The 25,203-nt window shown below is 68.4% G+C and carries 26 protein-coding genes and 2 pseudogenes; 14 read left to right on the top strand and 14 right to left on the bottom strand.

Translation table 11 applies throughout. The annotated features are described in order from the left end of the window. Positions 1-3 precede the first annotated feature (3 nt). Positions 4-876, bottom strand: a complete 873-nt coding sequence (locus tag ACAG26_RS09385) for a DUF5336 domain-containing protein (protein WP_370481524.1) — start codon at positions 874-876, stop codon at positions 4-6. A gap of 277 nt (positions 877-1,153) precedes the next feature. Between ACAG26_RS09385 and ACAG26_RS09380 the strand changes: the two genes are divergently transcribed. Continuing rightward, positions 1,154-2,002: an LLM class F420-dependent oxidoreductase gene (locus ACAG26_RS09380; protein ID WP_370481523.1), complete on the top strand. Its 849-nt coding sequence runs from the start codon at positions 1,154-1,156 to the stop codon at positions 2,000-2,002. A gap of 151 nt (positions 2,003-2,153) precedes the next feature. Here ACAG26_RS09380 and ACAG26_RS09375 read toward each other — a convergent pair whose 3' ends face one another. The 3 genes from ACAG26_RS09375 to sucC form a co-directional block, all read right to left on the bottom strand. Continuing rightward, the gene (locus ACAG26_RS09375) at positions 2,154-3,686 is read right to left on the bottom strand and encodes an acetyl-CoA acetyltransferase (protein ID WP_370481522.1); all 1,533 of its coding nucleotides are present in this window, start codon (positions 3,684-3,686) and stop codon (positions 2,154-2,156) included. 87 nt (positions 3,687-3,773) lie between these two features. Continuing rightward, positions 3,774-4,676, bottom strand: a complete 903-nt coding sequence (gene sucD / locus ACAG26_RS09370) for a succinate--CoA ligase subunit alpha (RefSeq protein WP_370481520.1) — start codon at positions 4,674-4,676, stop codon at positions 3,774-3,776. 4 nt (positions 4,677-4,680) lie between these two features. Next, complete coding sequence (sucC, locus tag ACAG26_RS09365; protein WP_370481519.1) at positions 4,681-5,856, bottom strand: ADP-forming succinate--CoA ligase subunit beta; 1,176 nt, start codon at positions 5,854-5,856, stop codon at positions 4,681-4,683. 231 nt (positions 5,857-6,087) lie between these two features. On the opposite strand from sucC, the gene ACAG26_RS09360 reads away from it, so the two are divergent. From ACAG26_RS09360 to ACAG26_RS09330, 7 genes are all read left to right on the top strand, one after another. Then, positions 6,088-7,023: a M23 family metallopeptidase gene (locus tag ACAG26_RS09360; RefSeq protein WP_370481518.1), complete on the top strand. Its 936-nt coding sequence runs from the start codon at positions 6,088-6,090 to the stop codon at positions 7,021-7,023. A 9-nt stretch (positions 7,024-7,032) separates the two neighbouring features. Then, positions 7,033-7,617 (top strand): hypothetical protein, encoded by a 585-nt coding sequence (locus tag ACAG26_RS09355; RefSeq protein ID WP_370481517.1) that lies wholly within the window; start codon positions 7,033-7,035, stop codon positions 7,615-7,617. A gap of 67 nt (positions 7,618-7,684) precedes the next feature. Next, positions 7,685-8,320 (top strand): hypothetical protein, encoded by a 636-nt coding sequence (locus ACAG26_RS09350; protein ID WP_370481516.1) that lies wholly within the window; start codon positions 7,685-7,687, stop codon positions 8,318-8,320. A 128-nt stretch (positions 8,321-8,448) separates the two neighbouring features. Further along, positions 8,449-8,982, top strand: a complete 534-nt coding sequence (locus ACAG26_RS09345; protein WP_370481515.1) for a hypothetical protein — start codon at positions 8,449-8,451, stop codon at positions 8,980-8,982. A 7-nt stretch (positions 8,983-8,989) separates the two neighbouring features. Next, complete coding sequence (locus tag ACAG26_RS09340) at positions 8,990-9,544, top strand: hypothetical protein (protein ID WP_370481513.1); 555 nt, start codon at positions 8,990-8,992, stop codon at positions 9,542-9,544. 20 nt (positions 9,545-9,564) lie between these two features. Continuing rightward, complete coding sequence (locus tag ACAG26_RS09335) at positions 9,565-10,176, top strand: hypothetical protein (RefSeq protein WP_370481511.1); 612 nt, start codon at positions 9,565-9,567, stop codon at positions 10,174-10,176. After that, a complete protein-coding gene (locus ACAG26_RS09330; RefSeq protein ID WP_370481510.1) occupies positions 10,173-10,790 on the top strand; it encodes a hypothetical protein in 618 nt (205 codons plus the stop codon). The genes ACAG26_RS09335 and ACAG26_RS09330 overlap by 4 nt, the downstream gene beginning before the upstream one ends. 21 nt (positions 10,791-10,811) lie before the next feature. On the opposite strand, the gene pcrA is transcribed toward ACAG26_RS09330, so the two are convergent. Continuing rightward, entirely contained in the window at positions 10,812-13,136 is a 2,325-nt protein-coding gene (pcrA, locus tag ACAG26_RS09325; RefSeq protein WP_370481508.1) for a DNA helicase PcrA, read from the bottom strand. A 200-nt stretch (positions 13,137-13,336) separates the two neighbouring features. Between pcrA and ACAG26_RS09320 the strand changes: the two genes are divergently transcribed. After that, positions 13,337-13,645 (top strand): chorismate mutase, encoded by a 309-nt coding sequence (locus tag ACAG26_RS09320; RefSeq protein ID WP_370481506.1) that lies wholly within the window; start codon positions 13,337-13,339, stop codon positions 13,643-13,645. A gap of 109 nt (positions 13,646-13,754) precedes the next feature. On the opposite strand, the gene ACAG26_RS09315 is transcribed toward ACAG26_RS09320, so the two are convergent. Further along, a complete protein-coding gene (locus ACAG26_RS09315; protein ID WP_370481505.1) occupies positions 13,755-15,200 on the bottom strand; it encodes an NAD-dependent succinate-semialdehyde dehydrogenase in 1,446 nt (481 codons plus the stop codon). A gap of 50 nt (positions 15,201-15,250) precedes the next feature. Between ACAG26_RS09315 and pgi the strand changes: the two genes are divergently transcribed. Continuing rightward, complete coding sequence (gene pgi, locus ACAG26_RS09310; RefSeq protein WP_370481504.1) at positions 15,251-16,915, top strand: glucose-6-phosphate isomerase; 1,665 nt, start codon at positions 15,251-15,253, stop codon at positions 16,913-16,915. A gap of 111 nt (positions 16,916-17,026) precedes the next feature. Here the strand turns inward: pgi and ACAG26_RS09305 are convergent, their stop codons facing one another. From ACAG26_RS09305 to cobF, 5 genes and pseudogenes are all read right to left on the bottom strand, one after another. Further along, positions 17,027-17,776 (bottom strand): SDR family oxidoreductase, encoded by a 750-nt coding sequence (locus ACAG26_RS09305; RefSeq protein ID WP_370481502.1) that lies wholly within the window; start codon positions 17,774-17,776, stop codon positions 17,027-17,029. 47 nt (positions 17,777-17,823) lie between these two features. Then, complete coding sequence (locus tag ACAG26_RS09300) at positions 17,824-18,312, bottom strand: zinc finger domain-containing protein (protein WP_370481678.1); 489 nt, start codon at positions 18,310-18,312, stop codon at positions 17,824-17,826. Between the two features lie 123 nt (positions 18,313-18,435). Then, positions 18,436-18,687: pseudogene (locus ACAG26_RS09295) on the bottom strand (DNA-formamidopyrimidine glycosylase family protein); the annotation flags it as partial. An 18-nt stretch (positions 18,688-18,705) separates the two neighbouring features. Further along, positions 18,706-19,104, bottom strand: a complete 399-nt coding sequence (locus ACAG26_RS09290) for a phage holin family protein (RefSeq protein ID WP_370481500.1) — start codon at positions 19,102-19,104, stop codon at positions 18,706-18,708. Between the two features lie 9 nt (positions 19,105-19,113). Next, a complete protein-coding gene (cobF, locus tag ACAG26_RS09285; protein WP_370481499.1) occupies positions 19,114-19,854 on the bottom strand; it encodes a precorrin-6A synthase (deacetylating) in 741 nt (246 codons plus the stop codon). Positions 19,855-19,983: 129 nt separating this feature from the next. On the opposite strand from cobF, the gene ACAG26_RS09280 reads away from it, so the two are divergent. The 3 genes from ACAG26_RS09280 (at position 19,984) to ACAG26_RS09270 (ending at position 22,524) form a co-directional block, all read left to right on the top strand. Further along, positions 19,984-20,874, top strand: a complete 891-nt coding sequence (locus ACAG26_RS09280) for a diiron oxygenase (RefSeq protein WP_370481498.1) — start codon at positions 19,984-19,986, stop codon at positions 20,872-20,874. Then, positions 20,871-21,575: a DUF4873 domain-containing protein gene (locus tag ACAG26_RS09275; RefSeq protein WP_370481497.1), complete on the top strand. Its 705-nt coding sequence runs from the start codon at positions 20,871-20,873 to the stop codon at positions 21,573-21,575. The genes ACAG26_RS09280 and ACAG26_RS09275 overlap by 4 nt, the downstream gene beginning before the upstream one ends. 82 nt (positions 21,576-21,657) lie before the next feature. After that, complete coding sequence (locus ACAG26_RS09270; protein WP_370481494.1) at positions 21,658-22,524, top strand: TIGR03619 family F420-dependent LLM class oxidoreductase; 867 nt, start codon at positions 21,658-21,660, stop codon at positions 22,522-22,524. A gap of 3 nt (positions 22,525-22,527) precedes the next feature. Here the strand turns inward: ACAG26_RS09270 and ACAG26_RS09265 are convergent. Next, positions 22,528-23,321: pseudogene (locus tag ACAG26_RS09265) on the bottom strand (enoyl-CoA hydratase/isomerase family protein). Positions 23,322-23,424: 103 nt separating this feature from the next. On the opposite strand from ACAG26_RS09265, the gene ACAG26_RS09260 reads away from it, so the two are divergent. Beyond that, the gene (locus tag ACAG26_RS09260; protein ID WP_370481492.1) at positions 23,425-23,970 is read left to right on the top strand and encodes a hypothetical protein; all 546 of its coding nucleotides are present in this window, start codon (positions 23,425-23,427) and stop codon (positions 23,968-23,970) included. 71 nt (positions 23,971-24,041) lie between these two features. On the opposite strand, the gene ACAG26_RS09255 is transcribed toward ACAG26_RS09260, so the two are convergent. Both ACAG26_RS09255 and ACAG26_RS09250 read right to left on the bottom strand, forming a co-directional pair. After that, positions 24,042-24,455 carry a hypothetical protein gene (locus ACAG26_RS09255; protein WP_370481490.1) on the bottom strand — a complete coding sequence of 138 codons (414 nt, stop codon included), beginning with the start codon at positions 24,453-24,455 and terminating at the stop codon, positions 24,042-24,044. 15 nt (positions 24,456-24,470) lie between these two features. Further along, complete coding sequence (locus ACAG26_RS09250; protein ID WP_370481489.1) at positions 24,471-25,160, bottom strand: hypothetical protein; 690 nt, start codon at positions 25,158-25,160, stop codon at positions 24,471-24,473. Positions 25,161-25,203: the final 43 nt, after the last annotated feature.

The raw sequence follows: 25,203 nt of genomic DNA, 5'->3' as shown, positions 1-25,203 counted from the left end.
CGATTATTGCTGCTGGGGTCCCGACGGCGCCTGCTGGCCTTGGCCGTGCTGCTGCTGGCCGTGCTGTTGGCCGTGTTGCTGCTGCTGACCGTGGCCGGAATTCGGGCCGCCCTGCCCGCCGGACGGGGGCTGGCCGAAGCTGGGGAACCCGGTCGGCGGGGTGGGCGGACCTTGGTGCTGCTGTCCCTGCTGCTGCTGGACCTGCTGCGTCGGCTGGGCACCGGTGGCGAATCCGCCCGTCGAAGGTCCCTGCGCACTGAATCCTCCGGTCGACGGTCCCGACGGGTAGCTGCCATACGAGGGGTAGCCGGACTGCTGCTGACCCGGGGCCTGCTGACCGTAGTAGCCGCCGCCCTGCGGGAGCCCGTATTGCGCGTACTGGTCGTATTTGGGCTTGGGCGCCGGCGCGGTGACCACACCCGCCTCCAGCAGCAGCGCAACCACCGCGGCGACCGCCTGCAGCACGGTGAAGCCCAACGCCAACCACAGACCCCAACCGGTCGCGAAGTGCTCACCCGGGGTCAACGCTTCCGAGATCGTCAGCAGTGCACCGCCCACCGCGATCACCGCGACGATCGGCGTGTAGTTCTTGGCTTTCGGCAGCAAACCCACCGCGGCGAGCAGCGCGGCCACGACCGCCACCCCGATGCCCTGGCCGGCGCCGCTACTGGAAAAGTCGCCGTCCTCGCTGACGTGAATCGGGCCAAAGGTAGCCAGATACGCCGCCAGGCCGAGCACCGCCGTCGCGACCGCCAGGTACAGCGGCAGCTTGCTCTCGGCGTCTTCGGTCTTAGCGAACGAGGCAGTGGAGGACCCGTAGGAGCCGGGCGGCTGCTGTGCGGGCGGATATCCGGAGGTTCCCGGCGGGTAGGTCATGGCGTCTCCTGTGCTTCCAGTGCTGTTGCAGCGTCGCGTGGTGGACGCTACCCCAGGCGTCGCTTCCCCGCGACGCTACGTCGGACCGCGCCATAAAACGCCGCAGCTCGGCGAAGCGGGCGATGCGACGCGGTTCGACCACCTACGCTAGCGCACGCAGCAGCGGGTCCGCTGCGCCGATCTGGATGCCTTTCGCGGCGGCATCGCCGGACGTTTGGGGGCGCTTTGACCACCCCGGTAGTTGCCTCCCCAACTGGAACACGTTCTAATTCGAGGCATGGATTACGGGCTCGTACTATTCACCAGCGATCGCGGCATCACCCCGGCGGCGGCCGCCAAGCTTGCCGACGAACACGGTTTTCGCACTTTCTACGTGCCCGAGCACACCCACATCCCGGTCAAACGCCAGGCCGCGCATCCGACGACGGGCGACGAATCGCTGCCCGACGATCGCTATATGCGCACCCTGGACCCGTGGGTGAGTCTCGGCGCGGCGTGCGCGGTCACCTCGCGGGTGCGTCTGTCGACCGCGGTGGCGCTGCCCGTCGAGCACGACCCGATCACCCTGGCAAAGTCGATCGCCACCCTGGATCACCTGTCCGGCGGTCGGGTGAGCCTGGGTGTCGGGTTCGGCTGGAACACCGACGAACTCACCGACCACGGCGTGCCACCGGGGCGGCGCCGCACCATGCTGCGCGAGTACCTCGAGGCGATGCGGGCGCTGTGGACCCAGGAGGAAGCCTCCTACGACGGTGAATTCGTCAAGTTCGGACCCAGCTGGGCGTGGCCCAAGCCGGTGCAGTCGCATGTCCCGGTGCTGGTCGGGGCCGCCGGCACCGAGAAGAACTTCAAGTGGATCGCCCGCAGCGCCGACGGGTGGATCACCACGCCGCGGGACTTCGACATCGACGCGCCGGTCAAACTCCTGCAGGACACCTGGGCGGCCGCCGACCGTGACGGGGCGCCGCAGATCGTCGCGCTGGATTTCAAACCGGTGCCCGAGAAGCTGGCGCACTGGGCCGAGCTAGGCGTCACCGAGGTGCTGTTCGGCCTGCCGGACAAGCCCGAGGCCGAGGTGGCCGCCTACGTGGAGCGGCTGGCCGGCAAACTCGGCGCCCTGGCCTAGCTCGCCTTCGCGGCCGCGCCGCCTTCGCCGCCTTCGCCGCCTTCGCCGCCGCGAAGGTGCGCAGTTGTACGCAAAAACGCGCGGAAACTGGCATTCTGCGCACGCTCGCGCCCGAGGGGCCCGAGGGGCCCGAGGGGCCAAGACCCCAGGGCTAGCGCAGGCTGCAGCGGTTGCCGTAGTCCAGGGCGCGGACGGTGATCTGCGCCCCGAGCGGTTCGCCATCGGACAGCAGCGCCACCAGGTCCTCGTCCTCGGTGGTGGCCAGGAAGCGGGTGCCGTCGGCGTCGAGTCGGCCGATGACGATCCCGGTCCGCGTCGGCCAGTCGTAGCGGACGCTGTAGGTCTCGATCGTCGCGGGCCCGTCGGCCTGCTCGGTGACGGCGACCTTGGGCAGCGCGTCGGCCTGGTCCTGCAAGGCGCGGCTGTTGTCCGGTTTCCAGTCCGTCGGCGTCGTGGAATACACCCCCACCGAGTATTTGCTCATCATGCCGCCGTTGGCGCCGACCAGCGCGAATTGGCCCGGTGCCCGGCGGGTGCTGGCGACCGCCTCGGCGATGGCGTGCATCGAGTAGTTGTTGCCGGCGCCGCCGAAGAACGGCAGCCCGCCGGTCAGGGTCAGGCCGCGCGGATCGTCCGCGGACAACCCGAACGCGTCGCAGATGTTGAACACCGGGATGGGAAAGCAGCTGTACAGGTCGAGGGCGGCGACGTCGTCGAGTCCGATGCCGGCACCCGCCAGCGCCTCGTTGACGGCCGTCACGGCGGCGGGATAGGCCCCCAAGTCGGGGCGCTCGAGTAGCCGCTGGGCACGCATATCGGCGTGGCCGTGCAAGTACACCCAGTTGTCTTCGGGGACCCCGAGGCGCCGGGCGGCCTCCGCCGACATCAGCAGCACGGCCGCACCCTGGTTGACCTGGTCGCGAGCCACCAGCAGCCGCGGGTACGGGTCGCAGATCATCCGGTTGCTCTCGCTGATGGTGATCAGCTCGTCCACCGAGCGCTCGACCGGGGAGGCCGATAGCGGGTTCTTGGCGGCCACCTTGGTGAACGGGGCGAACAGCTCCCCCATCGCCTGCAGGTAGTCGGCCGGACCCAGTCCCAGCCGGGCCCGGCGGGCGTTTTCCAGCAGCCCGTACTGCACCGGCGCCCCGGTCAGCCCGTGGATCACCGTGTAGCGCTCGACGAACTCCTCCAGCCCGAAGCCGCGGTCCTCCAGCTGACCGTCGACGGTCTCGGTGAAGTCCGGTTTGTCCTCGGCGTCGGCGAAGTGCCGCAGCGTCGACGTCGCATCGGATCCGCACAACAGCACCGCGTCGGCGGTGCCGGCCGCGATCTCACCGGCGAACTCGGTGAGCAGTTTCTGCGGCCCCTGACCGCCGACCTTGTCCAGCACCGCCCGCGCAGGATCGGCGCCGATCCGGCGCGCCACCGACCGCGGGAAGTTGTTCGACTTGCCCAGCGGCGCCGGGGCTTTCGGAATCGAGTTTTCGAATTGCCGGGTGGCCACCACGGTGTCGACGGCCTTGGCGACCAGGGTGGCGTCCGCCCCGGCGTCGTCCAAGGCGGCCTGCGCGGCGGCGGCGGCCAACTCGACCGGGGACATGGCGCGGTAGGCGGCGTCGTCGATCCGCTCAGCGGCCTGGCCGACCCCGACGACGACGGGGGTGCGCGGGTGGACACTCATGTGGTCACCTTTCTACGGCGAGCAGACGCAAAAGCCCCTGATACAGCCTCGGTTTCGGGACTTTTGCGTCTGCTCGCGGGAAAACCGCTACAGGCTCTCCAGGATCTGGCGGGCCAGCGCCGCGGTTTCCGACGGGGTCTTGCCCACCTTCACCCCGGCGGCCTCCAGGGCCTCTTTCTTGGCCGCCGCGGTGCCCGACGACCCGGACACGATCGCCCCGGCATGCCCCATCGTCTTGCCCTCGGGGGCAGTGAATCCGGCGACGTAGCCGACCACCGGCTTGGACACGTTGGCCTTGATGAACTCGGCGGCCCGCTCCTCGGCGTCCCCACCGATCTCGCCGATCATCACGATGACCTTGGTCTCGGGATCCTTCTCGAAGGCCTCGATGGCGTCGATGTGGGTGGTGCCGATGACCGGGTCACCGCCGATGCCGATCGACGTGGAGAACCCGAAATCGCGCAGCTCGTACATCATCTGGTAGGTCAAGGTGCCCGATTTGGACACCAAGCCGACCGGGCCCGAGCCGGTGATGTTGGCGGGGGTGATGCCGACCAGCGCCTGGCCCGGGGTGATGATGCCCGGACAGTTGGGGCCGATGATGCGGGTCTTGTTGCCCTTCTCCACGTTGTAGGCCCACGCGTAGGCGCTGTCTTGCACCGGGATGCCCTCGGTGATGACCACCAGCAGCGGGATCTCCGCGTCGATCGCCTCAACGATGGCGTCCTTGGCGAATTTGGGCGGCACGAAGATGATCGACACGTCGGCGCCGGTCTTGTCCATGGCCTCGGACACGCTGCCGAACACCGGCAAATCGACGCCTTGGCCATCCTTATTCTCGTGCGACACGGTGGTGCCGGCCTTGCGGGCGTTGACCCCGCCGACGATCTGCGTGCCGGCCTTGAGCATCCGTGCGGTGTGGATGGTGGCCTCGCTGCCGGTAATGCCCTGGACGATGACCTTGCTGTCCTGGTTGATGAAGATCGACATCGCCTTACGCGTCCTTTCCGGCGTTGGCCAGCTGGGCCGCCTTGTCGGCGGCCTCGTCCATGGTGGCAACCAACGTCACCAGCGGGTGGTTGGCCTCGGCCAGGATGCGTCGACCTTCGTCGACGTTGTTGCCGTCCAGGCGAACCACCAGCGGCTTGGTGGCGGCGTCACCGAGGATCTGCAACGCCTTGACGATGCCGGTGGCGACCGCGTCGCACGCGGTGATGCCACCGAAGACGTTGACGAACACGCTCTTGACCTGGTCGTCGCCCAGGATGACGTCCAACCCGGCGGCCATCACCTCGGCCGACGCGCCACCACCGATGTCGAGGAAGTTGGCCGGCTTGACCCCGCCGTGCTTCTCCCCCGCGTAGGCGACCACGTCGAGGGTCGACATCACCAGGCCGGCGCCGTTGCCGATGATCCCGACCTGACCGTCCAGCTTGACGTAGTTGAGGTTGTTCTCTTTGGCCTTGAGCTCCAGCGGATCGGTGGCCTCGCGGTCCTCGAACTCGGCGTGGCCGGGCTGCCGGAAGTCGGCGTTGGCGTCCAGGGTGACCTTGCCGTCCAGCGCGAGGATCTGGTCGTCGGGGGTGCGCACCAGCGGGTTGACCTCGACCAGGGTGGCGTCTTCGGCGACGAAGACCTCCCACAGTTTCTGGATCGTCACCGCCGCCGCGTCGAGCACGTCGGCGGGCAGGTGGCCCTGCTCGGCGATCGAGCGAGCGAACGCCAGATCCACACCCTTGACCGCGTCGACGGGCACCTTGGCCAGCCGTTCGGGTTTGGTCGCGGCGACCTCTTCGATCTCCATGCCGCCTTCCACCGAGCACATCGCCAGGTAGGTGCGGTTGGCCCGATCGAGCAGGAAGGAGATGTAGTACTCCTCGGCGATGTCGCTGGCCTCGGCCACCAGCAGCTTCTTAACGATGTGGCCCTTGATGTCCAGGCCGAGAATGTTCTTGGCGTGCGTGTGGGCGTCCTGCGGGGTGGCGGCGTATTTCACGCCACCGGCCTTACCGCGTCCCCCGGTCTTCACCTGCGCCTTGATCATGACGGGCTTGCCGATCTCTTCGGCGATCGCCTGCGCGTCCTCGGCCGAGGTGGTCACCCGGCCCGGGGTGGTGGGAACACTGTGCTTGGCGAATAACTCCTTCGCCTGATACTCGAAAAGATCCATGGCCTCACTGTCTATCGTCGTCGACTGCCTCGCTCGGGGGGAACTGTATCGACCTACTAGTGAGTACCCGTCGCCGCCTACCACACATGTGGCACATCTCACCGAGGATGAGAAGTGATTCAAGTCACAGGCGGAGGCAGATTTGCCGGATGACTTGCCAGTTTCGGCGACCGGTCGCTACTCTCTCCAAGGTCTATGTAACGTTATGGTCACGACCAGAGGGATTCCAGGTTGACGCACCGCGGCCGGGCTCAGTCTCCCGCTACCGGAGCCACCCGTGGATCGCACGTCCCCGCACCCAGCCGTAACGAAGTCACCGACATCATCCCGTTCGACGAGTTCGGTGATCTCGCTGAGCCATTCGACGGTGACGTACTGCAGGCCCCCGAACTGGACGACCTGCACGACACCGACAACCTGACCGCGCTGACGCTGACCATTCCCAGCGTCGACACGCCGACCGAACGTCGCGGACAGCACCGCAAGCCGGCGACCAGCGCGGTCAAGGGGCGCATCCTGATCGCGGCCATGGCTGCCGGCGCGGCCTCCGCGGCGGCGCACGCCGCGCTCAATCACTCCGCGACCCCGTCGACGACGACGGTGCTGGCCGCCGGCGCCGCCTCGATGGGCGGCGGCACCGGCCCCACCCCGACACAGAACATGCAGATGGTCACCGTGCGGCCCGCCGCCAACACCGTCGTGCACGATGAGGAACTGGCCAAGGGCGTGGCCTTCGCGCAGGAACGCGCCGAACGCGAGGCGCGGCTGCAGCGGCCGCTGTACGTGCAGCCGACGCACGGCATCTTCACCTCGAGCTTCGGCTACCGGTGGGGCGCCCTGCACGGCGGCATCGACGTCGCCAACTCCATCGGCACCCCGATCCTGGCGGTCTCCGACGGCGTCGTCATCGAGGCGGGTCCCAGCGCCGGCTACGGCATGCTGGTCAAGCTGCGTCACTTCGACGGCACGGTCACCCTGTACGGCCATGTCAACACCACGACGGTCAGCGCCGGCGAGCGGGTACTGGCGGGCGATCAGATCGCGACGATGGGCAACCGCGGCGACTCCACCGGTCCGCACCTGCATTTCGAAGTGCTGCTCAACGGTTCGAGCCGGATCGACCCGGTCCCGTGGCTGGCCAAGCGCGGCATCAACATGGGTGGATAATCTGGTCGAGTGACCGACTCGCACGAATTCCCCTCCGGCGCGAATCCACGAACCTCCAGCGGTCCCGTCGGACCGGGGACCGGGGCCTTCACGGGTCCCCGAACCGGGATCATCCGTCGGGCCCCCACCGGGGCGATACCGATCCCGACCACCCGGGTCGCCCAACACCGGCCACCACCCGCGCCCGCGGAGGGGCTGGGGTCCTACGGCGGCCCGCCCATGCCGGAATCCAGCGGCAAAACCGCCATCGCCACCAGCGCCATCACCATCCTCAGCGGCTGGGCGACCGCGGTGGTGGCCACCGACCTGATCGCCGGGTGGTGGGGGTCGGATCGCCTGTTCTGCGTCGCGGTCGGGTTTCTCACCCTGGTGTTCGCCGCGAGCACGGTGTCCGGGGTGATCCTGCTGTTGCGGCGCCAACCTTTTGGCCGCTACCTGATCGCGGTCGGCGCGGTGATCGCCTTGTTGACGTTCGGCGCCGTGTTCATCGCGGGTGCCCGGGTGCCGTGGATCGTGCACACCATCCCGGTGCTGCAGATCGCTAGTGGGGTGCTCGCACTGCTGCCGGCCACCAAGCGCTGGCTGGTCGGCTGAGCCCGCTCGGCCCCGGCCCGAAATTCGCGGCCACCGCACCCACCTGCCCCTGATAGCGTTCATCAGCATGAACCCTTGGCAGCCGCCCGGCCAACCGGGTTGGGGTCCCCCCACGCCTCCCGGACCGTACGGTCCGCAGCCCGGGCAGTACGGCCCGCCGCCGGTGGGTGGCCCCTACCCCGGGGTGCCCTACCCGCCGCCGGCCTACCCGGGTGCCGCACCCAGTGGCGGGACGGCGATTGCGGCCGCCGTCTTGAGTTTCCTGGGCGCGGTGGCCTCCGGCGTCGGGGTCATCGGAACGGCCATCGCGTTGAGCGCACCGTGGGCGAAATACGCCAGCACCGGCTACTTCGCCTTCACCGCGTTGGTCTCGCTGGCGCTGGCGGCGACGCTGACGACCGGGGGGATCCTGCTGCTGCGCCGCCGCCTGACCGGCCGGACCGTGATTGCCGGGGCGTGCGTGGCGGCGATGCTGATCGCGCTGATCGGTTTCGCCTACGGCCAACACATGCTGCACAGCATTTCCAGCGAATACGGCATGCCGGTCAACAGCGCGGCGGGCCTGGGCTATGGGATGGGCGGGCTGCTGCTCAACCTGGTGATGCCGGCGATCACGATGACGCTGGCGCTGGTGCCGTCCACCCGGCTGTGGTGTTTGGCCGGGCCGGCGAGGACCGCCGCACCGGCGACCGGCCCGTGGTGACTCCCTGGCAGGGGCCGCCCGGGTGGGGCCCCGGCCCGGGACAGAATCCGTACGGCGCCCCCGCGGCAAACCCGTATGGCCAACCGGGGAATTCCTATGGTCAGGCAGGGAATCCGTATGGTCCCGCGGTGGGCTCCCAGTTTGGCCAACCCAGCTACCCGTCTGGTCAGGCGGGCTATCCCCCGCTGGGTGCGGCCCTGCCGCAGCCCAGCGGCGCGACTGCCATCACGGCCGCGATCTTGAGCTTCCTCGGCAGCCTCGTCCATGGGATCGCCGCCGTCGGCAGCCTGTTGGGGCTCGCCTCGCCGCTCACCCGGTACAGCAACGTGTCCGGTGGCTTCTTTGCGTTGCTCGCGGTGGTATCCGGTGGCGTCGCGGCCGGCCTCCTGGTGGGCGGCATCATGCTGCTGCGCCGCCGGCCCACCGGGCGAGTGGTTATCGCGGCGTCGTGCGGCGCCGTCATCCTGCTGGCGGTCGCTAGTTACGCGTACTCCGAGCACCTGTTGCGCGGGTACGGCATTACCGGCTTCACCAGCAGCCCGCTCGGCTTGCTGCTGAACACGGTCATGCCGGGTGTGACCATGGCGCTGGCGCTGGTGCCACCGACCCTGCGGTGGTGCTATGCCAAGCCACCCAGCCCGCAGCCGCCGGGCGCGTGGTGATCGGCGAGTGACGAATCCCTGGCAGGGCCAACCGGGCTGGGGCACCCCGCCGCCGCAGTACCCGTACGGTCCGCAGCCGGGCGGCTACCCACACCAGCCGCCGCCCAGCGGCGCCACCGCCATCACCGCGGCGGTCATGAGTTTTCTTGGCTGCGCCGCCAACGGGGTCGGCGTCATTTCGGGCGTCATCGTGATCTGGTCGTCGTTGATCGGCGACTCCCTGGCGGCAGCCGCTGGCCTGAACACCGGTTTCTTTGTGTTCTTGGCCCTGGTCTCGTTCGTGATCGCCATCGCTCTGCTCGTCGGCGCGATCCTGCTGCTCCGCCGGAAACTGGCCGGGCGGATGGTCATCGCGGTGGCGTGCGGGATCGCCATGACGATGGAGCTCGTCAGCTTTGGCTATACCCAAAACGCGATGCACGACTACGCGTTTGCGGCATCAACCTACGGCTTGCCCGGCCTGGCGGTGAACCTGATCATGCCGGCGGTGACGATGACGCTCGCGCTGGTGCCGTCCACCCGGCGGTGGTGCCTGGCCAGGCGGCCGCCGCCCCCGTGGTGACCGGCTCACCGAGCCTGAATGTGCGCTACACCAGCGCGGAAATTGGCTTCTGCCGCATCCCGTCTCGCCTGATAGCGTGCGTGGCTATGAACCCTTGGCAGCAGCCGCCCGGTCAGCCGGGCTGGCCCATGCCACCGACGCAGCAGCCGTATGGACAACCCGGCTACCCGCCGCCCCCGCGCCCCAGCGGCGCCACCGCCATCACCGCGGCGGTCTTGAGTTTTCTTGGCTGCGCCATCTATGCCATCACCGCGGTGTTGCTTCTCGCAACGGTTGCGCGACGTCGAAATCGCCTACCCGTCGACGGGACCCATTTCCTTGTGTTTATGGGGATGGTGTTGTCCGCGGTCGCGGTGGCGCTTCTCGTCGGCGGAGTCATGCTGCTCTGCCGACGGCTGTCCAGCCGGGTCATCCTGATCATTACCTGCGCGACCTCGGTCGCGATGCAAATTGTCGCGTTGGTGTTCGCCGAGCTGATCCGTAGTGCACATAGGCATTACGACGGACCGCTACACGCTGCCATCATCGGCATCGTTGTTACCGCGGCGATCGGTGTGCCAACTACTATCGTTGCGTTGGCACCGGCCACCAAGCGGTGGTGCCTGGCGAGGACGAGCACCACAGCTTGGTGAGCAACAAGCTGGTTGTCCGGCCAGTGGTCCGCCGCGTTGGCGAACACCCCTCTCCCACCAGGAGCACGCTGCTAGCGTTCATTGCCATGGATCCGTCAGAGCCGGAGCCACGGCCTCACGACACCCCGCCCGGCTACCTGTCACCGCCCAGCCGCGGTACCGCCATCACGGCCGGGACCCTGAGCGTCCTGGGCGGTCTCGCCAACGGTGTCGGCGCGCTTTCCAACATCATGTTGGTCGGGTCCCCGGAGTTGGAGGCCGCCGGGGTGAGCACGGGCTACTTTGGGTTCGTGGGCCTGGCGGGGTTGGTCGTCGCGGTCGGACTCCTAGTCGGGGGCATCATGCTGCTGCGCCGGCGCATCGGCGGGAGGTTGATCATCGTCACGGCATGTGTGATCGCCATCCTGCTCATCTTCGTCAACTTTGCTTATACCCAAGACTTTTCACAGGAGCATGGGGTGGCGACCGCCGGCAACGTACCCCTCCTGATCGTGGGCGTCATCATGCCCTCCGTGACGGCTGCGCTGGCACTCACATCCTCCACCGAGCGCTGGTGCCTGGCTGGTCGCGCATCCACATACCGCGCTGAACCGACGGATCGCAAACTGCCGTAACGGGATCCGAGCCTCCCGCCCCTACAGCTTGCTGATCGGGGCGTGGTTGTGCATCAGCTTGACCCGCCCGGAACTGCCGAAGTCGATCAGCGACATCGCCGATTCCCCGACACCGGAGACTTCCTCCACCCGGCCCAGCCCGTATTTGTCGTGCGTCACCCGGTCGCCGGGCGCCAGCACGACCAGTGGGCGCTTGCTGGCGCTTCGCGTCGGGGACGGCCGAGGGGCGCCGAAGCGGCCTGCGCCGCTGACCGGGGCGGAATACGACGGAGTCGGGTCGGTGCGCCGCCAATCGATGAGGTCGGCCGGGATCTCCTGCAGGAAACGGGATTCCGGGTTCACCATGGGCTGGCCCCACGATGAGCGCACCTTGGCGCGGCTGACGTAGAGCCGCCGGCGCGCCCGGGTGATGCCGACGTAGGCCAGCCGCCGCTCCTCGGACAGTTCGCGCGGGTCACCCAGTGCCCGCATGTGCGGGAACATGCCGTCCTCCCAGCCGGTCACGAACACCACCGGGAACTCCAACCCCTTGGCGGTGTGCAAGGTCATCAAGGTGACCACGCCGGCGCCGTGCTCGGGGATCTCGTCGGCGTCGGCGACCAGCGATACCCGCTCTAGGAACTCGGCCAGCAGGCCGGTGTCGGGCACGTCTTCGTCGTCCGGGACGTCCAACGACTCCTCCAGCGCCGCGGCGTTGGCCCGGTCGATGGCGAATTCGTGGGCGACGCTGACGAGTTCGTTGAGGTTGTCCAGCCGGGCCAGGTCCTGCGGGTCGTGCGAGGATTCCAGGTCCCGGCGGTAGCCGGTGCGGTCCAGCACCGCCTCGACCAACTCGCCGAGATCGCCGTCCAGGCCGGCGCGCAGCTCGTCGAGCAGCTCGACGAACCCGGCGATCGCCTTCTCCGAGCGGGTGTTGAGCATCGGCACCTTGCCGTCGGCGGCCGCGGCCAGCGCGTCGGCGAAGCCGGCACCGGTGTTCTCGGCGTACACGGCCACGCAGGCTTCGGCACGATCCCCGATGCCGCGGCGCGGGGTGTTCAGGATGCGCCGCAGGCTCACCGTGTCGCCGGGGTTGTCCAGCACCCGCAGGTAGGCGACGATGTCACGGATCTCTTTGCGTTCGTAGAACCGCACGCCACCAACGACTTTGTACGGGATGCCGGCGCGGATGAACACCTCTTCCAGCGACCGCGACGAGTTGTTGGTCCGGTAGAACACGGCCACGTCGTTGTAGGTGATCTCCCCGGCGTCGGCGAGGGCGTCGATTTCCTGGGCGACGAACCGGGCCTCGTCGTGCTCGTTGTCGGCGACGTAGCCGACGATCAGTTCGCCTTCCCCGGCGTCGGTCCACAACCGTTTTTCCCGCCGCCCGGAGTTGCGGGCGATCACCGAGTTGGCCGCCGACAGGATGTTTTGGGTGGACCGGTAGTTCTGTTCCAGCAGGATGGTGGTCGCGTCGGGGTAGTCGCGTTCGAAGTCCTCGATGTTGCGGATGGTGGCGCCGCGGAACGCGTAGATCGACTGGTCGGCGTCCCCGACGACGCACAGCTCCGCCGGCGGCACCCCGTCGTCGGCGGCCCCGTGCCCGGTGAGCTCGCGGACCAGCACGTATTGGGCGTGGTTGGTGTCCTGGTATTCGTCGACCAGGATGTGCCGGAACCGGCGCCGATAGTGCTGGGCGACCTGGTCGAAGGCCTGCAGCAGCCCGACCGTCTCGCCGATCAGGTCGTCGAAATCCAGCGCGTTGGCCGCCCGCAGCCGGCGCTGGTATTCCGCGTAGACGGTGGCGATGACCTGGGTCAGGTCGTCGGAGGTGTCGGTGAGGTTGGCCACCGCCTGGTCGGGGTCGATCAGCTCGTTCTTCAGGTTGGAGATGCCGGTGGCCAGCAGCCGCGGCGAGTGCCGCTTGACGTCCAGGCCCATGTCGCGGCCGATCATCAGCAGCAGCCGCCGGGAATCGTCGGCGTCGTAGATGGAGAAGTTGGAGTTCAGCCCCGGGATCAGCGCCGCCTGGTTGCGCAGGATCCGCACACACATCGAGTGGAACGTCGACACCCACATCGCCCGGGCCCGCGCGCCGACCAGGCCCACCACCCGTTCCCGCATCTCGGCGGCGGCCTTGTTGGTGAAGGTGATGGCCAGCACCTGCCCGACCCCGACATCGCGGGCGGCCAACAGGTAGGCGATGCGCCGGGTCAGCACCGCCGTCTTGCCCGAGCCCGCCCCGGCGACGATCAGCAGCGGCGAGCCCTCATGCAGCACCGCCTGGCGCTGCTGGGGGTTCAGCCCGTCTAGCAGGTGGTCGGTGTCGGGGGCTGGCCGCGTGTCGGGAAGGTTCACACTCATCTCTGCCCTAACGTACCGCCGCCCGGTGACAGCCTTTGCGCAGGCACGGCCCTTAGTGGCAGACTCAATTCGTGCTCGACGCGCAGCTTCGATTTTTCTACGGGTACCGGCCAGCGGTGCCCGTGGTGTAGCTGCTTCCTAGAGCCCCGCGGTCCGCATCCGGATCCGGGGCTCGTCTGTTGTGTGAAGCCGGGATACGGATGGGACCAGAAGCCACCAACAGCGAGAATCCGGAGACCCCACCCATGACTGTAGAAGCCGCGCAGCTCCCCGATATCGACGAGCTGCGAGTAGAGATCGACCACCTGGACGCGACCATTCTGGCCGCGGTCAAACGCCGCACCGAGGTGTCCCAGCAGATCGGCAAGGCCCGGATGGCCTCCGGCGGCACCCGGCTGGTGCACAGCCGGGAGATGAAGGTCATCGAGCGCTACAGCGAGCTCGGCCCGGACGGCAAGGACTTGGCGATGCTGCTGCTGCGGATGGGCCGCGGCCGGCTCGGCCACTGAGGGTCTGCTGCTTCTTGCGCCTGTTTCCTGCGCCGAGATCGACGTTAACGTGACGTCATCTCGCAATTCTTCGCGCTAACGTCGATCTCGGCGTCAGGGCGACAGGGCGTCAGGGCAGCGCGATGTACTTGGTCTCCAGGTACTCCTCGATGCCCTCGAAGCCGCCCTCGCGGCCGAACCCGGATTGCTTGACGCCGCCGAACGGCGCCGCCGGGTCGGAGATCACCCCCCGGTTGACCCCCACCATCCCGGACTCGATGCTCTCGGCGACCCGCAGCGCGCGGTCCAGCGAGCGGGTGTAGAGGTAGGCCGCCAGGCCGTACTCGGTGGCGTTGGCGGCGGCCACCGCCTCGTCCTCGGTGTCGAACCCGGCGATCGGCGCGACCGGCCCGAACACCTCCTCGCGCAGGATCCGGGCGTCGGCCGGGACGTCGGTCAGCACGGTGGCCGGGTAGAAGTGGCCGGGCCCATCCGGGGTGTCGCCGCCGAGCGCGACGGTCGCACCGCGCGCCACCGCGTCGGCGACCAGGTCCTGCACGGTCGCCCGCTGCTTGGCGCTGACCACCGGGCCCAGCGTCGCGGCCGGGTCCAGGCCGCGGCCCAGGGTGAACTCGCTCATCCGCTTGATGAGTTTGTCGGTGAATTCCGCGCGGACCGCGTTGGCGACGTGGAACCGGTTGGCCGCGGTGCAGGCCTCGCCGCCGTTGCGCATCTTGGCCTGGATTGCGCCGTCGACCGCGGCGTCGAGGTCGGCGTCGTCGAACACCAGGAACGGGGCGTTGCCGCCCAGCTCCAGCGACAGCCGCAGCAGCCGGTCGGAGGCCTGTTTGGCCAGGGCGCGGCCCACCCCGGTGGAGCCGGTGAAGGTCAGCTTGCGGATCCGGCCGTCGTCGACCAGCGCGGTGGTCAGCGCGCCCGGATCGGTGGTCGGCAGCACCGACAGCACCCCCTTGGGCAGCCCGGCCTCGTCCATCAGCTGGGCCAGCAGCAGCATGGTCAGCGGGGTCTCGGCCGCCGGTTTGACGAGGATGGTGTTGCCGGCGGCCAGCGCCGGACCGATCTTGCGGGTGCCCATCGCCAGCGGGAAGTTCCACGGCGTGATGGCCAGGCACGGGCCGACCGGGGCCTTGGTCACCACGATGCGGCCGCCGCCGGCGGGGCTGGGGGCGTAGCGCCCGCCGATGCGGACGGCCTCTTCGGCGAACCACCGGAAGAATTCGGCGCCGTAGGCCACTTCGCGTTGGCTCTCGGCGAACACCTTGCCCATTTCCAGGGTCATCACGGTCGCGATGTCGTCGGCGCGGGCGGTGATCGTCTCGAACACCGCCCGCAGGATCTCGCCGCGGACCCGGGGCGGGGTGGCCGCCCAGTCGGCTTGCACCGCCGCGGCGGCGTCGAGCGCGGCGATCCCGTCGGCGGCAGACGCGTCGGCGACGGTGGTCAGCACCTCACCGCTGGACGGGTCGACCACGTCGAAGCGCGCCGACCCGGCGCGTTGCTCGCCACCGATCCACAGTCCGGTAGGTACCGCCGCCAGCAGCCGTTGAATGTCCATGGATCCATCATTGACGTCGCCCGCCGAACCGCCGCATTAGGGTCGAAACTATGACCTCCGCGCAACAGCTCCCCGACATCTCGGCCGCGCCCGCCTGGAACGCCCTGCGCAGCCATCACCAGCAGATCGGGGACACCCATCTGCGGCAGTTGTTCGCCGACGACCCCGACCGCGGCCGCGAGCTCACGCTGAGCGTCGGCGACCTGTACATCGACTACAGCAAGCACCGGATCACCCGGCAGACCATCACCCTGCTGACCGACCTGGCCCGCGCGGCCGGACTGGAGCAGCGCCGCGACGCGATGTTCGCCGGGGCGCACATCAACACCTCGGAGAACCGGGCGGTGCTGCACACCGCGCTGCGGTTGCCGCGCGACGCCGAGCTGATCGTCGACGGGCGCAACGTCGTCGCCGATGTGCACGCGGTGCTGGACGCGATGGGGGATTTCACCGACCGTCTGCGCAGCGGCGAGTGGACCGGCGCCACCGGCAAGCGGATTGAGACAGTGGTCAACATCGGTATCGGCGGATCAGACCTGGGGCCGGTGATGGTGTATCAGGCGCTGCGTCACTACGCCGACGCCGGCATCTCGGCCCGGTTCGTCTCCAACGTCGACCCCGCCGACCTGATCGCCACCCTGGCCGACTTAGACCCCGCCACAACGCTGTTCATTGTCGCGTCGAAGACGTTCTCCACCTTGGAGACGCTGACCAACGCCACCGCCGCCCGGCGCTGGCTCACCGACGCGCTCGGCGACGCCGCGGTGGCGCAGCACTTCGTCGCGGTCTCCACCAATAAGCGGCTGGTCGACGAATTCGGCATCGACACCGCCAACATGTTCGGCTTCTGGGACTGGGTGGGCGGCCGGTACTCGGTCGACTCGGCAATCGGGCTGTCGGTGATGGCCGCGATTGGCCGGGAACGCTTCGCCGACTTCCTGTCCGGGTTCCATCTGGTCGACGAGCACTTCCGCACCGCCCCGCTGGAATCCAACGCGCCGGCGCTGCTCGGCCTGATCGAGTTGTGGTACTCCAACTTCTTCGACGCGCAATCGCGGGCGGTGCTGCCGTATTCCAACGACCTGGCCCGGTTCGCGGCGTACCTGCAGCAGCTGACGATGGAATCCAACGGCAAGTCGGTGCGCGCCGACGGCACCCCGGTCACCACCGACACCGGTGAAATCTATTGGGGCGAACCGGGAACCAACGGCCAACACGCCTTCTACCAGTTGCTGCATCAGGGCACCCGGCTGGTGCCGGCGGATTTCATCGGCTTCTCGGAGCCGCTGGACGACCTGGCCACCGCCGACGGCACCGGCAGCATGCACGACCTGCTGATGAGCAACTTCTTCGCGCAAACCCAGGTGCTGGCGTTCGGGAAGACCGCCGAGGAGATCGCCGCCGAGGGCACCCCGGCCGAGGTGGTGCCGCACAAGGTGATGCCCGGCAACCGGCCGACCACCTCGATCCTGGCCAGCAAGCTGACCCCGTCGGTGCTGGGCCAGCTGATCGCGCTGTATGAGCATCAGGTGTTCACCGAGGGCGTGGTGTGGGGCATCGACTCGTTCGACCAATGGGGGGTCGAGCTGGGCAAGACGCAGGCCAAGGCGCTGCTGCCGGTGATCACCGCCGACGCCTCGCCGGGTCAGCAGTCGGACAGCTCCACCGACGCGCTGGTGCGCCGCTACCGCGTCGAGCGCGGCCGCGCGGGCTAGCTAGTTGGGCTCACACCCGCAGCTCACACCCGCGAGTGGGAATCTCACGACGCGACACGCCGAGATGGCGTCGCGGCGTTCCCGCTCGCGGCAACAGTGCGAGCGCAGAACTCAGGCGAAGGGTTTGGTGAACCGCGGCGGCAGCACCCGCAGCAGCTGCACCAGCGGCGCCCACGGCCAGCCCGGCACCACCGCGCGCCCGGTTTCCCGTTCGATGGCACCCACCATGGCCTTGACCCCGGTGTCGTTGTCCACCATCAGCAGCGTCGACGCCGACTTCGCGGTCATCTCCGACTCGATGTAGCCGGGCTCCAGCACGGTGACCCTGATCGGGCCGCTCGGGTACTCGGCGCGCAGCGATTCCCCCAGCGACGACACCCCGGCCTTGCTGGCGGCGTAGGCGGCCTTGACGCCCGGCACCCCCTTGTTGCCCAGCACCGAGGAGATCAGCACCAGGTGCCCGCCGCCGGCCTTGGTGAACATCTCCAACGCGGTCTCGATCTGCACCAGCGCCGACACCAGGTTGGTTCCGATGGTGGCCTTGTTGGCCCACAGCTTGCCCGAGCCCAGCCGCGCGCCCTTGCCGATGCCGGCGTTGACGATGACCCGGTCGATCCCGCCCAGCGTGTCGGCGAGCTCGGCGAACACCTTGGGCACCTGGTCGTGGTCGTCGACATCCAGCGCGGCGACGGCCACCGTGATGTTCGGGTGCTTTTGCGTCAGTTCGTCTTTGAGTTCATCGAGCCGGTCGATGCGACGGGCGCACAGCGCCAGGTCGCGGCCCTTGGCCGCGAACGCGCGCGCCATCCCGGCGCCCAGGCCGGAGCTGGCCCCGGTGATGAGGATCTTCTGGCGGGTCATCAGGGCAGCTTAGCCGGGCTCGACAGCTGTCAAAAATCGCGGGCCCGCTACTTGAGCAGCCGCGACATGCGCCGGTCGGCCAGCACCTTGCCGCCGGTCTGGCAGGTCGGGCAGTACTGGAACGACTTATCGGCGAACGACACCTCACGCACCGTGTCGCCGCACACCGGGCACGGCAGGCCGGTGCGGGCGTGCACGCGCAGCCCGGACCGCTTTTCGCCTTTGAGGGTGGCGGCCTGCTGGCCGACCGAGCGGGTCACCGCGTCGCTCAGCACCGAGGTCATCGCCTCGTGCAGTGCCGCCAGCTGGGACTCGGTCAGTTTCCCGGCGGTGGCGAACGGGGAAATCCGCGCGGTGTGCAGGATCTCGTCGCTGTAGGCGTTGCCGATCCCGGCGATCACGTGCTGGTCGGTGATGACGGTCTTGATCCGCCCGGTGTTGCCGGCCAACAATTCCGCCAGCTGATCAGCGGACACTTTCAGCGCGTCGGGACCCAGCGCGGCGATGCCCGGTACCTGGCTGGGGTCGTCGACCAGCCACACCGCCAACCGCTTCTGGGTGCCCGCCTCGGTGAAGTCGAACCCGGGTGCCGCACCGGGCGCACCCAGGTGCACCCGCAGCGCGATCGGTCCCTTACCCGGCCGCGGCGGCGCGGCCGGCAACGCATCCGACCAGCGCAGCCAGCCCGCCCGGGACAGGTGCGCGATCAGGTACCGCTGGTCGGCCTGCAAGCCCAGGTATTTGCCCCACCGGTGCGCGGCGGTCACGGTCTGCCCGTGCAGCGTGGTGATCGGCGGGTCGAAGGTCTTGAGTACCGAGAGGGCGACCACGTCGACGCGGCCGATGGTTAACCCGACGGCGTGCCGACGCAGGTGGTCGGCGAGCGCTTCGACTTCGGGGAGTTCAGGCACGGCCTCCAGTCTGCCCGGTCAGCGGGTGATGCGGCGGGCATCCCGCACCACCAGTGACAGCAGCCAGCTCACCACCGACAACACGATCGCGGCCCAGATCGCCGTCCACCAGAAGTGGTCGATCTGCAGGCCCCAGTGGGTGGTGTTCTCGGTGATCCACGCGGTGAGCCAGAGCATGAACGCGTTGATCACGATGTGGATCAGGCCCAGGGTGAGGATGTACAGCGGGATCGACAGGATCTGCACCACCGGTTTGATGAACGCGTTGACCAGACCGAAGATCACCGCGACGACGAAGATGATGCCGATCTTCTGCCAGGTCTCCGCGCCGCCGACGAAGCGGATCCCGTCGACGACCAGGGTGACCACCCACAACGCGAATCCGGTGAGCGCGGCACGAAGCAGGAAGGGGCCCATGCGCCGAACCTACTCCGCGGCCCGCAGCAGATAGGTGTCCATGATCCAGCCGTGTCGTGCCCGGGCCTCGGCGCGCAGCCCGACGATCCGTGCGCCCACCTCCCCCACCGTGCCCGCCACCAGCAGCTCATGCTCGGTGCCCAGGTAGGCGCCCCACCAGATCCGGGTCTGCGGCGGGCAGCCGCGAAACGCGCAGTCGGCGTCGAGCATGACCACCGCCGAGCCGGTCAGGCCCCGCTCGCGGAGCCGACGTCCGGTGGTGATCAGGACGGGTTCGCCGACGTCGTTGAGCGGGATCCGGTGCCGCGCGGTCAGCGCCTGCACCGCGGTGATCCCGGGGACGACGTCGTAGCGCAGCTCGATCTGCTCGGCGACGGTGTCCAGGATGCGCAGCGTGCTGTCGTACAGCGACGGATCGCCCCAGGCCAGAAAGGCCCCGACGCCGTCGGGGCCGAGTTCGGCGGCGATGGCGTCGGCCCAGATCCGCGCCCGGGCGAGGTGCCAGTCCGCCACCGCCTGCCGGTAGTCGCCGTCTGTGGCCCGCGGCGGATCGGGCAGTTCGACGAAGCGGTAGTCGCGGTGGCGGATAAACCGCTGGCAGATGTGCCGCCGCAGCTCCACCAGCTCGCTTTTGGCCTCGCCCTTGTCCATGGCGAAAAACACCTGGGTGTCGTTGAGCGCCTCGATGGCCTGCACGGTCAGGTAGTCGGGATGGCCCGCGCCGATGCCGATGACGTGGACCCAACGCATGTCGGCAGGCTAACCAGCCGACGGACCCGCAAAGTATCCGGTACCGTGGGTATTGACATCTTGCCGGTGTCCTTCGTAACTTCGTGAAGCACAACGGCAGCGAAGGGACGGCCCATGACGAGCAGTGCAGTGAAGACAGACGGCCCGACTCGGGACGAGTTCGCCGAGCGGCTGCTCAAGGGTTCGGTCAAAAAGTCCTACGCCCCGATCGTCGACATCGATTGGGACGCCCCGCTCGACGACGACAAGTTCTTCCTGCCGCCGCGGATGTGCACCCTGTATGGCACCGCGCTGTGGGAGTCGATGACCCGGGAGCAGCAGATCGAGCTGTCCCGGCAGGAATTGGTCAACATCCTCTCGGCCGGCATCTGGTTCGAGAACATTCTCAACCAGGCGCTGCTGCGCAACATGATGCACAAAAACCCCACCGCCGCCTCGACGCACTACGAGCTGACCGAGCTCGGCGACGAAACCCGGCACATGGTGATGTTCGGGAAGGCCATCGACCGGGTCGGCGGGGTCCCGGTGCGGCCCAAGTTCTATCAACGCGTCGTGATCAACATGTTGCCGAAGCTGTTCCGCGGCAGCGTGTTGTGGGGCGCGGCGCTGGTCGGTGAGGAGATCTTCGACGCGCTGCAGCGCCAGATCCTCGACGACCCCGACCTGCAGCCGATCGTCAAACGGCTGATGCGGATCCACGTCACCGAGGAAGCCCGCCACATCCAGTTCGCCCGCGACGGGCTGCGCCAGCGGGTTCCGGCGATGCCGTGGTATCGCCGGATGTATATGGCCAATCTCCAGGGCGTCGGGGGCCCGTTCTACCGCTACCTGTTCACCGTCCCGCTGGTGTACCAACGGGTCGGGCTCGACGGTAAGGAAACCCGCCGCATCGCCCGCGCGAATCCCAACTTCCACGCCAACTGCCGTTCGGCGTTCGCGCCACTGGCCGCGTTCTTCGAGGAGGTCGGCCTGATGGGCCGGCTGGGCCGACGGATGTGGCGGCGGGCCGGGTTCCTGTGAGCACCGGCGTCCTGGTCATCGGCGACCCCGGCCGCCTGCGCGGGCTCCTCGGCTACGACACCGCGGTCCCGTCCGCCGCGACGACGCGGTTCGACAACCGCACCGACACCTGGACGGTGACCACCGCCGACGGCCAAACCCGGACCGCACGGATACTGGTCGACACCACCGAAAGCAACGACGAGGTCGTCGCCGTGCACGGCGTCCCCAATCACTTCCGGATCCCCGGTCCGCACACCGACCGGCAGGCCCGCTACGTGGCCGGCTGCCTGGACGCGGTGCGGCGCGGCGGGGCCACCCGCATCGAGGCCCGGTCGCGGATCCGGGTGCATCGCCGGCTGCCGACCCGCGGCCCGTCCCGGTTCTACCTCACCGGATCGGTGGGCGCCGACGACGAGGTCTACGACGGCCCGGCCACGTTGATCCACGACGGCCAGGAGCACCCCGCCCGGGTGCGACTGGCCGGGCATGTCGACCCGATCGACGGTCAATACCATTGGCAGGGAACCCTTTTCGCCGAACTGCCGGGTGATCGGGTGACCGGTTCGCGGGTCAGCATCCGCATCGGCGAGCACAGCGGCGCGGCCCGCGTCGCCGAACGCACCCCGTGGGGCACGCTGGCGGTGGTCGGGGTCGCCGGATACCCGCCGTTCCCGCTGCCCGACGTCGAAGTCGCGCTGCCGCCGCGCGCCGCGGTCTGATCCGCCGGCGCGGCCAAACCCGCCCGCGGAAATAGAACACGTTCTAGTATTTGGTGGTCCCTCAGACTGCCAAGGAGATGACGTGCGGTTCAGCTACGCCGAGGCCATGACCGACCCCTCGTTTTATGTGCCGCTGGCACAGGCGGCCGAGGCGGCCGGGTACACCAGCATGACCATCCCGGACAGCCTCGCCTATCCCTTCGAGTCGGACTCGACGTACCCCTACACCCCCGACGGCAACCGGGAGTTTCTGGACGGCAAGGCGTTCATCGAGACGTTCGTGTTGACCGCCGCGCTGGGTGCGGTGACCAGCACGCTGCGGTTCACCCCGTTCGTGCTCAAGCTGCCGATCCGCCCGCCGGCGCTGGTGGCCAAACAGGCCGGATCGTTGGCGGCGCTGATCGGCAACCGGCTCGCGCTCGGGGTGGGCACCAGCCCGTGGCCGGAGGACTACGAGTTGCTGGGGGTCCCGTTCGCCCGGCGCGGCAAGCGGATGGACGAGTGCATCGCGATCATCCAGGGCTTGACCAGCGGGGACTACTTCGAATTCCATGGCGAGTTCTATGACATCCCGAAGACGAAGATGACGCCGGCGCCCACCGCGCCGATCCCGATTCTGGTCGGCGGGCACGCCGACGCCGCGTTGCGGCGCGCGGCGCGCGCCGACGGCTGGATGCACGGCGGCGGCGACGCCGACGAGCTCGACCGGCTGATCGCCCGGCTGGGCCAGCTCCGGCGGGAAGAGGGGCGCAGCGGCCCGTTTGAGATTCACGTGATCTCGCTGGACGGGTTCACCGTCGACGGCGTGAAGCGGCTGGAGGACAAGGGCGTCACCGACGTCATCGTGGGATTCCGTGTCCCCTACATCGTGGGCCCCGACACCGAGCCGCTGGACACCAAGATCGCCAACCTGGAACGGTTCGCCGAGCGGGTGATCGCGAAAGTGTAACCGCTACAGCGGATCCCAGATCGGTGAGCGCTTCTCCTGGTGGGCCTTGGCGGCTTCGGCCGGGTTGTTGGTGAATCCGCTGAGGATCTGGGTGCGGTTCTCGATCTCCTTGGCGTGCCGCAGGCTGGGCGAGTCCAGGGCGGCGTTGAGGCCGATCTTGGTCTGCCACACGCCGTAGGCGTTGTTGTCGACGATCGAGCGGGCCATCGTCGCCGCGGCGGTCATCAGCGCGTCGGCGGCCACCACCTCATGCACCAGCCTGATCCGGTAGGCCTCGTCGGCGTCGATGATGCGGCCGGTCAGCATGAGTTCGCGGGCCACCCCGGCGCCGACGATTTTGGGCAGCAGGTAGCTGGTGCCCATGTCCATCGAGGAGAAGCCGGCCTTGATGAACACCGACCCGAACCGGGCCGCCTCGGCGGCGATGCGGATGTCGCAGTGCAGCGCGAACGCCAACCCGCCGCCGACGGCGACCCCGTTGACGGCGGCGATCACCGGGATCGGCAGCTCGTAGAGCCGGGTGGCTGGTCGGCCAGCCGCACCTGGGCGTCGTAGCTGGTCTTGAACGCCGGGCTGGGGCCGGGCTTGGTCCACGGCTCGCCGGTGCCACTCAGGTCGGCGCCGGCGCAAAAGCCCCGCCCGGCGCCGGTGAGGACGGCGACCCGGAATTCGCCGGTGCTGAGCCGGTCCAGGGCGGCGTCCATACCGTCGAGCAGGGCGCCGTCGATGGCGTTCAGCCGGGCCGGCCGGTTCAACGTCACGCAGGCGATTTGGTTGTCCAGGGTCTTCACGTCCACCGCAGCCATGGGTTCACCGTAACCGTCGAGGACTCGCAGAATCCCGCCGATGGTGCGGCCTCCGTGCGATTCTGTGTCTGCTCGCCACCTGGGAAGGGCCATCATGACCGAAGACCTCATCTCCGACGCGACGATCGCCGCCATGTCCGCCGCCCAGCGTCGCGACCTGATTCGTCGGCTACGCCGGCCGTTGGCCGATCTGGTGCCGGCGATGACCTACGAGCGGGAGCGCCGGATCCGTCTAGGGCTGATGATCAGCGGTGCGGTGGGGTTGATCCCGTGGATCGTCTATTTGGCATTGACGCTGCCGGACACCTATCTCGCGCATAACTGGCCGGCGACCTGGGTGGGCTTCGACACGCTGCTGGTGCTGTTCATGGCCGGCACCGCGATCCTGGGTTTTCTACGCCGTCAGGTGCTGATCCTGTCCGCGTTCACCACCGGGGTGCTGCTGGTCTGCGACGTGTGGTTCGACGTGATGACCGCCGGCCCGCGCGACTTGTGGGTGTCGTTGCTGACCGCCGGGGTGTCGCTGCCGCTGGCGGTGATCCTGATCATCGGGGCGCTGCGTATCCTGCGGCTGACCGCCACCCAGTTGTGGCTGATCGACGCCGACACCCCGTGGTGGCGGCTGCCGTTGCTGCCCTGACCTTCCCGCGAGCGTGTTGAAATTGCGTGTAGGGTCGCGATTTTCCGAAAAGCACGACCCTCGACGCAATCTCAACGTCCGGCACCCGTCGCGGCTTGGCGGGCCAGCCGCTCGTCGTGGATTTTGACCAGCTCCCGGAATCCGATCCGGTGATACTGCGGCACCGGTTGCACCCCCCACTTGTCCTGCGCGGTGTGCTGCCCGGCGGCTTCGGGTGCCCCGCCGAACGGCGCGCCGCCCATCGGGTACGGGAACGCGCATTCCGCGGTGTCGTCGGAGTAGCGGACCTTCATCAGCTCGCTGCAGATCTCGCGAAACGACAGCGTCGGCCAGCCGTACCAGACCGCCAGCGCCGGCATGGTGAACGAGCCCTCGATCACCAGCCCGAACAAACACACGAACAGCCCGCGTTTGAGCCACTTGTGCATCCGCGCAAACACCGGTGTGGTGCCCAGCGGAAGCTCATCCGACGTCGATATGCTCATGAGCAGTGTCCTTTCTCAGTCGGAGAAGATTTCCCGGTTGACGGTGTGCAGGTAGGGGATCGCCAAAAACGGTGTGATGTAGAAGATGTCGTAGATCCACCAGCCGATCACCGGCAACACCACACCCGCGTAGCGGATGTCGGCGTACATGGTCATGTTGAACGTGTAGCCGATCCAGATGACGATGCCGAACCAGCAGGTGACGATCAGCCACTGATGGCCCCACCGCTTCATCTGCAAGAACGCGATCGCCGCGGCGATGCGCATGGTGAACACGGTGAGGATGAGCGCGACCTCCCAGGCCTTCTCCCCCGGCGCGCCCGCCCCGCCGATCCACAGCTCGTTGTAATGCCAGAAGTATCCGGCGTCGAAGAAGTTGCCCCAGGCGGTGATGATGGTGCGGTTCAACAGGGTGTGATTGGCCAGCAGATCCAGGGACCACCCCAGACTGTTGAGGGCGGCGTCGACGATCACCAGGTAGCCGATCAACGTGACGATCACGGGCCGCACCGACAGCCCGGACTGCTGCGCCTTGCGTTGCAGCCACACCCCCCGCAGGAAGAACGGCAGGCCGGCGAAGCCGATGAACATGGTGCCGATCAGCAGCGAGCCGCCGATGAGCCAACGGTCGGCTTGGCGTTGCGCCTGGCGCGATTGCTCCAGGTGTTCGTCGTAGGTCAGCGAATCCGCGGAAACCGTAGGCACGTTCACGCTATCCTCTACCAATCCCGAACCATGTACATGTGCA

The sequence above is a fragment of the Mycobacterium sp. pUA109 genome, from assembly GCF_041287095.1.
In the GTDB taxonomy this organism is placed as follows: domain Bacteria; phylum Actinomycetota; class Actinomycetes; order Mycobacteriales; family Mycobacteriaceae; genus Mycobacterium.
The sequence above is the reverse complement of the archived record's forward strand: the minus strand, read 5'-3'. Positions and strand labels throughout refer to the sequence as shown.